Raw genomic sequence first — 6,603 nt, 5'->3', positions numbered from 1 at the left:
CTGGAGCGCTGGTGCCACGACCAGCTCGACCTCGCCCGTCGGCACCCGTGGGCGGTGCAGACCCCGGCGGCGGCCGCACTGCCGGGTCCCGCGCGGATCGCGTTCCTCGAGCGCGGGCTGCGGGCCCTCGACGGCACGCCGCTGAGCTGGGCCGAGCGGACGGCGGTCGTCGGGCGGCTGTCCCTGCACCTGCTGGCCGAGGGGCAGGTGGTGGCGGCCGAGGCGCAGGCGGCGCGGGCGCGGGAGGCGGCCGGCCGAGGTGACGACGGGTCCGGCCCGGACGCGGGACCCGTCACGCACCCCGCCCTGCTCGACTACGCCGCGCTGCTCCGTGCCGTGACCGACCCGGAGGAGCACCCGGCGCTCGCGCGGGCGCTCGACGCGGGGGCGTTCGACGACGACTCCGTCGCCGAGGACGACGACGGCCGGCCCGACTGGGGGCTGCGGATGGTGCTCGACGGCGTGGCGGCGGTGGTGGCCCGCGCCGAGGCGCGTGCGGCGGCGCGGGCGGCGGCCGACGGCTGAACCCCGCCGTCACCCGGGCGTTGGGGGGTGTCGGTGGCATGAGGTTGGATGGTCGGCGTGCTGACGGTAGCGAGTGTCAACGTGAACGGGATCCGGGCCGCCTTCAAGCGGGGCATGGCCGACTGGGTCGAGGCCCGGCGGCCGGACGTCCTGCTCCTGCAGGAGGTGCGCGCCTCCGACGAGATCCTGGGTGACCACCTGTCCGCGGCGGACTGGCACCTGGCCCACGAGGCCAGTGAGACCAAGGGCCGCGCGGGCGTCGCGATCGCCTCGCGGCTGCCCATGCGCGCGGTGCGGATCGGCATCGGCACCGGCGTGCCCGCCGACAGCGGCCGCTGGGTCGAGGCGGACCTGGAGCTGCCCGCCGCCGACGGCGCGGAGCCGCGGCTGCTCACCGTCGTGTCGGCCTACGTGCACTCCGGGCAGGCCGGGACGCCGAAGATGGACGAGAAGTACGCGTTCCTCGACGTGATGACCAAGCGGCTCGCCGAGCTCGCGGGCGAGGGTGCGGACGTGGTGGTCGCGGGCGACCTCAACATCGCGCACCGCGAGGTCGACATCAAGAACTGGCGGGGCAACCGCAAGGCCGCCGGGTTCCTGCCCGAGGAGCGCGCGTACCTGGACACCTGGTTCGACGAGCAGGGCTGGCGCGACCTCGGCCGGGAGCACGGCGGCGAGGGGCCCGGCCCCTACACCTGGTGGTCCTGGCGGGGGCAGGCGTTCGACAACGACTCCGGCTGGCGGATCGACTACCAGCTGGCGACGTCGTCGCTCGCGGACCGCGCGCGGACGGTGGAGGTCGACCGGGCCGCGACGTACGACGCGCGGTTCAGCGACCACGCCCCGGTGGTCGTCACGTACGACGTCTGACCGGCGCGTCCGCCCGGGCGGCGCCGGCTGACCCGGCGGCCGGCCGGCCCCGCGTCCGCAGCCGGCGGACCCCGCGTCCGCCGCCGTCAGCCGCCGTGCGCCGCCTCCCACGCCTCCGCCGGCGACCCCGGCCGTCCGCCGTGCATCGACACGACGGTCCCGGTCGCGTCGGCGGTGAGGTAGGCGTCGTAGTACTCGTCGCTCACCCACAGGTGGAGCTCGACGGGGGTGGTGACCCCGGGGTCGGTCGCCCGTCGCACGAGCACGCTCGGCCCGCCCGGCGCGGTGATCCCGGTCAGCTCCGGCACCTGCGCCACGAGCGGCTCGACCAGCGACCAGTCGACGGCGGTGACGTCGAACAGCTCGTCGGGCAGCGCGGCGGGGTCGGGCTGGATCGGCGCGGCGCCGTCCCGGGCCGCCTCGCCGTCCCGCCAGGTGTACCTGTCGGTGGTGGGCTCGCCCGGTGCGGTGAGCCCCTCGGCCACGATGTAGTCGCCGTAGATCCCGACCTCGGTGAACTGCGAGCCGCCCGCCACCGCCACGAGGTCGTCGATCGCCGGGCGCGTGTGCGCGGCGCTGAACAGGTCGACGGCCGGGGCGGGCTGCTCCTCCTCGCCGCCGGTCCCGGCCGCGGCCCCGGCGGCCTCCGCCTGGACCTCCTCCAGCGGGGTGCCCTGGACGAGCGCGAGCGCCTCGTCGCGGACCGGCCACACGCGCGCGCCGAACCCGACCAGCGCGAGCACGAGGAGCAGCACCGCGGGGATCCGGACGAGCCCGCGGCGGTCGCGGCCGCGCGGGGGCGGCGCGTCCCACACCGGGGCCTCGGGCAGGTCACGGACGTGGGTGTCGCGGTCGGCGACGTCCTGCCAGCCCGCGGGCGCCGGGTCGAGCAGGGCGACCTCGGGCCGCTCCGCGTCGAGCTGGGCGACCACGACGACGGCGCCGCGCTGGAGCCCGGGCAGTCGTCCGAGGTTGATGACGCTCCGGGTGGTCGTGGTGTACGCGGGCCGCGTGCGGGAGGCCACGACGAGCCGGATCTCGCACAGCGGCTGGTCGTTGATGGTGGTGCCGGTCGCCCGGGTCTCGAGCACCTTGGCGAGGCTGACCCGGTTCTCCCGGAGCGCGGCCTCGACGTCCTGCGGCCGGGCCGGCCGGGCGCCGGCGAACGTGCGCCCGATCGTCACGAGGATCATCAGCGGGACCATGACCCCGAGGGAGACGCCGAAGGCCCACTCCCACCCGGCGTCCAGGTCGGCGACCCGGAGGACGACCGAGGCGACGAAGAACCCGATGACGGCGGACAGCAGCAGGCGGATCACGGCCCCCACTCTGCCCAAGGTGCCCGATGCAGCTCAAACCGGGCGTGTCGCTGACGTGCGGGAACGCGTCACTCCGGGGCCGGTGCCCCCGGCAGCTCGCGCATCCGCAGCAGCGGCGAGAACAGCACCGGCAGCGCGGCGACGACCGCGCCGGCGGCGCCCACCCAGAGCGTGGTGGTGGCGCCGAAGGTGTGGCCGAGCCAGCCGCCGAGCAGTCCGCCGATCGGCGTCGTCCCCCACACGATGAACCGCACCGACGCGTTCATCCGCCCGAGCAGCGGGGGCGGGCAGACCCGCTGCCGGAAGCTGACCTGGGCGACGTTGTAGACGACGACCGCCAGGTAGAACAGCACGCCGCCGGCGATCAGGGTGGCCTGCGGCGGGAACGGCAGCACCGCGGCGAGCGGGGTCAGCGCGGCGCCCGGCGCGAACGCGAGCGCGGACAGGGGGATGACGCGGCCCTCGCCGAACCAGCGCACCAGCCGGTCCGAGGCGACCGCGCCGAGCAGGCCGCCGACGGCGGACGCGGACAGCACGGTGCCGTACGCCGCCTCGTCGAGCCCGAGCTCGCGCAGCGCGAAGATCACGGTGACGGCGCCGGCGGCGGCCCCGAACAGGTTGCCGATGGCGGTGCAGGCCACGATCCGCCGGAGCAGCGGCTGCCGGACGACGAACCGCAGGCCCTCCGCGATCTCCTCCTTCAGCGGCCGGCGGTGCTCGCGGGGCGGCAGCTCCTCGGCCTTGCGGATCCGGGACAGGGCGAGCGCGGACACCAGGTAGGTCACCGCGTTCACCGCGAGCAGCACGGGCGCCAGCACCACCCGCAGCAGCGCACCGCCGAGCGCGGGGCCGGCCACCCCGGCGACCGACTGGGTGGCCTGGAGCTTGGCGTTGCCCTCGCCGATGTGCGCGAGGCCGACCAGCCCGGGGACGTACGACTGGTGCGCGACGTCGAAGAACACGGTCGCCACGCTCATCACCAGCGCGCCGGCGTACAGCACCGCCATCGAGGCGTTGCCGGTCAGCGCGAGCGCCACCACGACGGCGAGCGTCGCCGCGCGGACCAGGTCGGCGGTCAGCACGTCGCGCGGGTCGCCGGCGGCCACCAGTCGTCCCTCCGCCAGCACGAGCACGTGCGTGCAGTACGCGGCGGCCAGGTTGAGGTCGTGCAGCGCGGCGACGGTGGTCCGGCCGAGGTCGCGGACGAACGCGAGCAGCGACAGCTGGGCGCTGACGTCGAGGTGGTTGGTCGGCTCGTCGAGCAGCAGCAGGTCGGGCTCCTGCGCGAGCGCGCGGGCGATGTGCACCCGCTGCCGCTCGCCGCCGGACAGCGCGGACCACGCCCGGTCGGCCAGGTGCGCGGCGTCGGCGGCGGCCAGCGCGCGGTCGACGGCGGCCTCGTCGGCGTCGGCGCCCCACAGCGTCCGGTACGGGATCCGGCCGAGCGCGACGACCTCGCGGACGGTGAGCGGGACGGTCGAGGAGGACTCCTGCTCCAGCAGGGCGACCCGGCGGGCGCGCTCGCGCCGCGGCACGGTGTGCACGGGCACGTCGTCGAGCAGCACCGCGCCGGCCTCGGGGTCGAGCAGCCCGGCGATCAGCCGCAGCAGGGTGGTCTTGCCCGCGCCGTTCGGGCCGAGCAGGCCGGTCAGCGCGCCGGGGGGTGGTGTGGCGTCCACGCCGTCGACCACCCACCGGCCGCCGAGCCGGGTGCCGACGCCCGCGATGCTCAGGTCCACGCCGACCCCCGTCCGCGCCGCAGCAGCACGGCGAACACCGGCACGCCGATGAGCGCCGTGACGATGCCGACCGGCAGCTCCCGCGGGTCGAACAGCGTGCGGGCGCCGGTGTCGGCCCAGACCAGGAAGATCGCGCCGACGACGGCCGCGACCGGCAGCAGCCGCCGGTGCGCCGGGCCGGTGAGCGCCGAGACCGCGTGCGGCAGCACCAGGCCGACGAACCCGATCGACCCGCTGACCGCGACCATCGCGCCGGTCAGCAGCGCGACGAGCGTCATCAGCACCCAGCGGGTCCGGTCGACCGAGATCCCGAGCGCGGCGGCCGCGGTGTCGCCGAAGGCGAACGCGTCGAGGCGCACCGCGGAGGCCACCAGCACGGTGCCGACGACGACCAGCGCGCTGGCGGCGATCGCCACGCTCCGCCAGGTCGACCCGGCGAGCGAGCCGAGCAGCCAGTTGAGGATCTCCCGGTAGGAGTCGCCGGTGGCCGACCAGAAGATGACGAACGACGTCCCCGCGGCGGCGAGCTGCGACACGGCGAGGCCCGCCAGCACCGCGCGCCCCGGAGTGAGCACGCCGCCAACCCGAGCCAGGCTCAGCGTCGCGACCAGCGCGGCGAGCGCCCCGGCGAACGCGGCGACCGGCAGCAGCAGCCCCACGCCGACGACCAGCACGGCCACCGCCCCGAGCGACGCGCCCGAGGACAGCCCGAGCAGGTACGGGTCGGCGAGCGGGTTGCGGGTCAGGCTCTGCATCACCGCGCCCGCGAGGGCCAGGCCCGCGCCCACGGCCGCGCCGGTGAGCACGCGGGGGAGCCGGAGCTCCCAGACGATCGCGTCGGTCAGCACCGGCACGCCCCCGTCGGCGCCCGCCGCCGGGCCGAGGCCGAGGTGGCCGGCGATGCTGCGTGCGACGTCCGCGACCGCGATGTCCGCCGGGCCGATCGTGACGCACACCAGCACCGTCGCGACCAGCAGGGCGAGCCCGACCAGCAGCGTCGGCAGCAGCGGCGGGCGCCACGGGGGCCGTCCGCTCGAGGCGCGCGCGTCGAGCGGACGGCCGTGGCCCGCGGGCGCGGGGCGCGGCCGGCCGGCTCGTCCGCCCGTCGGCGCGGTGGTGGTCATCGGGTGGTCAGCCCTCCAGGTCCGCGAGCTGCTCGGACAGGCTCACCACGGCGTCGGCGTTCCGGACGCCCGCCTCGGCCGCGGGGAACGGCACGGTGAGGTACCGGTGCTCCTTGACGGCCGTGAGCTGGCTGGTGGCGGGGTTGCCCTCGAGCATCGCGATCTTGCTGTCGGCGGTGTTCCAGGTCGCGTCGACCAGCACGATGACGTCGGGGTCGGCCGCGACGACCTGCTCCCAGCCGGCCGAGGTCCAGGTGTCGTGCACGTCCGCGAAGATGTTCGTCAGCCCGGCGGCGTCCATCATCATCTGCGGCGCGCCGATGCCCGCGCCGACGTACGGGCTGTCCGTGCCGGAGGAGTACCAGAGCGCCGTGGTCTGCTCGGCGGGCGGCTGCACCGCGTCGAGCTCGGCCTGCTGGTCCGCGATCAGGTCCTCCGCGCGGTCCTCGACGCCGAACACGGACGCGATCTCGCGGATCTCGTCGAACAGGCCGTCGAAGGTCAGCGGGTCCGGCATGTACCCGTCCTCCTTGCAGGCGGCGGGGGAGACGTAGGTGCCGATGCCGAGGCCCTGCAGGGCGGAGCGCTCGCCGGCGCCGTCGTCGGAGAAGTTCGACTCCCAGCCGGCGTAGACGAAGTCGGGCTGCAGCTCGAGCAGCGCCTCCTGGCCGGGGACCTTGTCGGACAGCACGGGGACCGCGTCGTAGGCGGCGGCGTACTCGTCCGGCACGGGGCCGTCGGCGAACGCGGTGCCGACCAGGCGGTCCTCGAGGCCGAGGGCGAGCAGCATCTCGATCGAGGTCGACTTGATCGCGACGACCCGCTCCGGCGGCGCGTCGACGGTGACCTCGGTGCCGCAGTTGTCGAGCGTGACGGGGGTGAAGGCGGCGGACGAGGTGGTGCCGGCGGCCGCGGTGGTGCTGTCGTCGGTGCCGCCGCTCGCGCTGCCGCCGGCGCACGCGGCCAGGGCGGCGACGGCCACGGCGGCGGGCGCGGTGAGGAGCAGGCGGGCGGTGCGGGTGCGGG

The 6,603-nt window shown here is 76.3% G+C and carries 5 protein-coding genes and 1 pseudogene; 2 read left to right on the top strand and 4 right to left on the bottom strand.

What is annotated here, in order from left to right; translation table 11 throughout:
- Together G6556_RS16120 and G6556_RS16115 are read left to right on the top strand one after the other, a co-directional pair.
- Positions 1-525 (top strand): annotated as a pseudogene (locus G6556_RS16120) (hypothetical protein); the annotation flags it as partial.
- 48 nt (positions 526-573) lie between these two features.
- Positions 574-1,395 carry an exodeoxyribonuclease III gene (locus G6556_RS16115; RefSeq protein ID WP_166943720.1) on the top strand — a complete coding sequence of 274 codons (822 nt, stop codon included), beginning with the start codon at positions 574-576 and terminating at the stop codon, positions 1,393-1,395.
- An 86-nt stretch (positions 1,396-1,481) separates the two neighbouring features.
- Here the strand turns inward: G6556_RS16115 and G6556_RS16110 are convergent, their stop codons facing one another.
- The 4 genes from G6556_RS16110 to G6556_RS16095 all read right to left on the bottom strand — a co-directional run bounded on the left by G6556_RS16110 (position 1,482) and on the right by G6556_RS16095 (position 6,559).
- Entirely contained in the window at positions 1,482-2,714 is a 1,233-nt protein-coding gene (locus tag G6556_RS16110) for a hypothetical protein (protein WP_166943718.1), read from the bottom strand.
- Between the two features lie 68 nt (positions 2,715-2,782).
- Positions 2,783-4,453 carry an MFS transporter gene (locus G6556_RS16105; protein WP_166943716.1) on the bottom strand — a complete coding sequence of 557 codons (1,671 nt, stop codon included), beginning with the start codon at positions 4,451-4,453 and terminating at the stop codon, positions 2,783-2,785.
- Positions 4,444-5,577 carry a putative F420-0 ABC transporter permease subunit gene (locus G6556_RS16100; RefSeq protein ID WP_166943713.1) on the bottom strand — a complete coding sequence of 378 codons (1,134 nt, stop codon included), beginning with the start codon at positions 5,575-5,577 and terminating at the stop codon, positions 4,444-4,446. The genes G6556_RS16105 and G6556_RS16100 overlap by 10 nt, the downstream gene beginning before the upstream one ends.
- Before the next feature lie 7 nt (positions 5,578-5,584).
- Positions 5,585-6,559, bottom strand: a complete 975-nt coding sequence (locus G6556_RS16095; protein ID WP_346774945.1) for a putative F420-0 ABC transporter substrate-binding protein — start codon at positions 6,557-6,559, stop codon at positions 5,585-5,587.
- Positions 6,560-6,603 lie beyond the last annotated feature (44 nt).

This window comes from Cellulomonas sp. IC4_254 (assembly GCF_011603975.1).
GTDB lineage: Bacteria > Actinomycetota > Actinomycetes > Actinomycetales > Cellulomonadaceae > Cellulomonas.
Note: the sequence above shows the minus strand (reverse complement) of the source record. Positions and strands in the feature narration are given on the sequence as shown.

What these genes read in the sequence shown, in the direction of transcription:
- G6556_RS16115 (WP_166943720.1), top strand. Translation starts at nt 574, where the DNA reads ATGGTCGGCGTGCTGACGGTAGCGAGTGTCAACGTGAACGGGATCCGG.
- G6556_RS16100 (WP_166943713.1), bottom strand. Translation starts at nt 5,577, where the DNA reads ATGACCACCACCGCGCCGACGGGCGGACGAGCCGGCCGGCCGCGCCCC.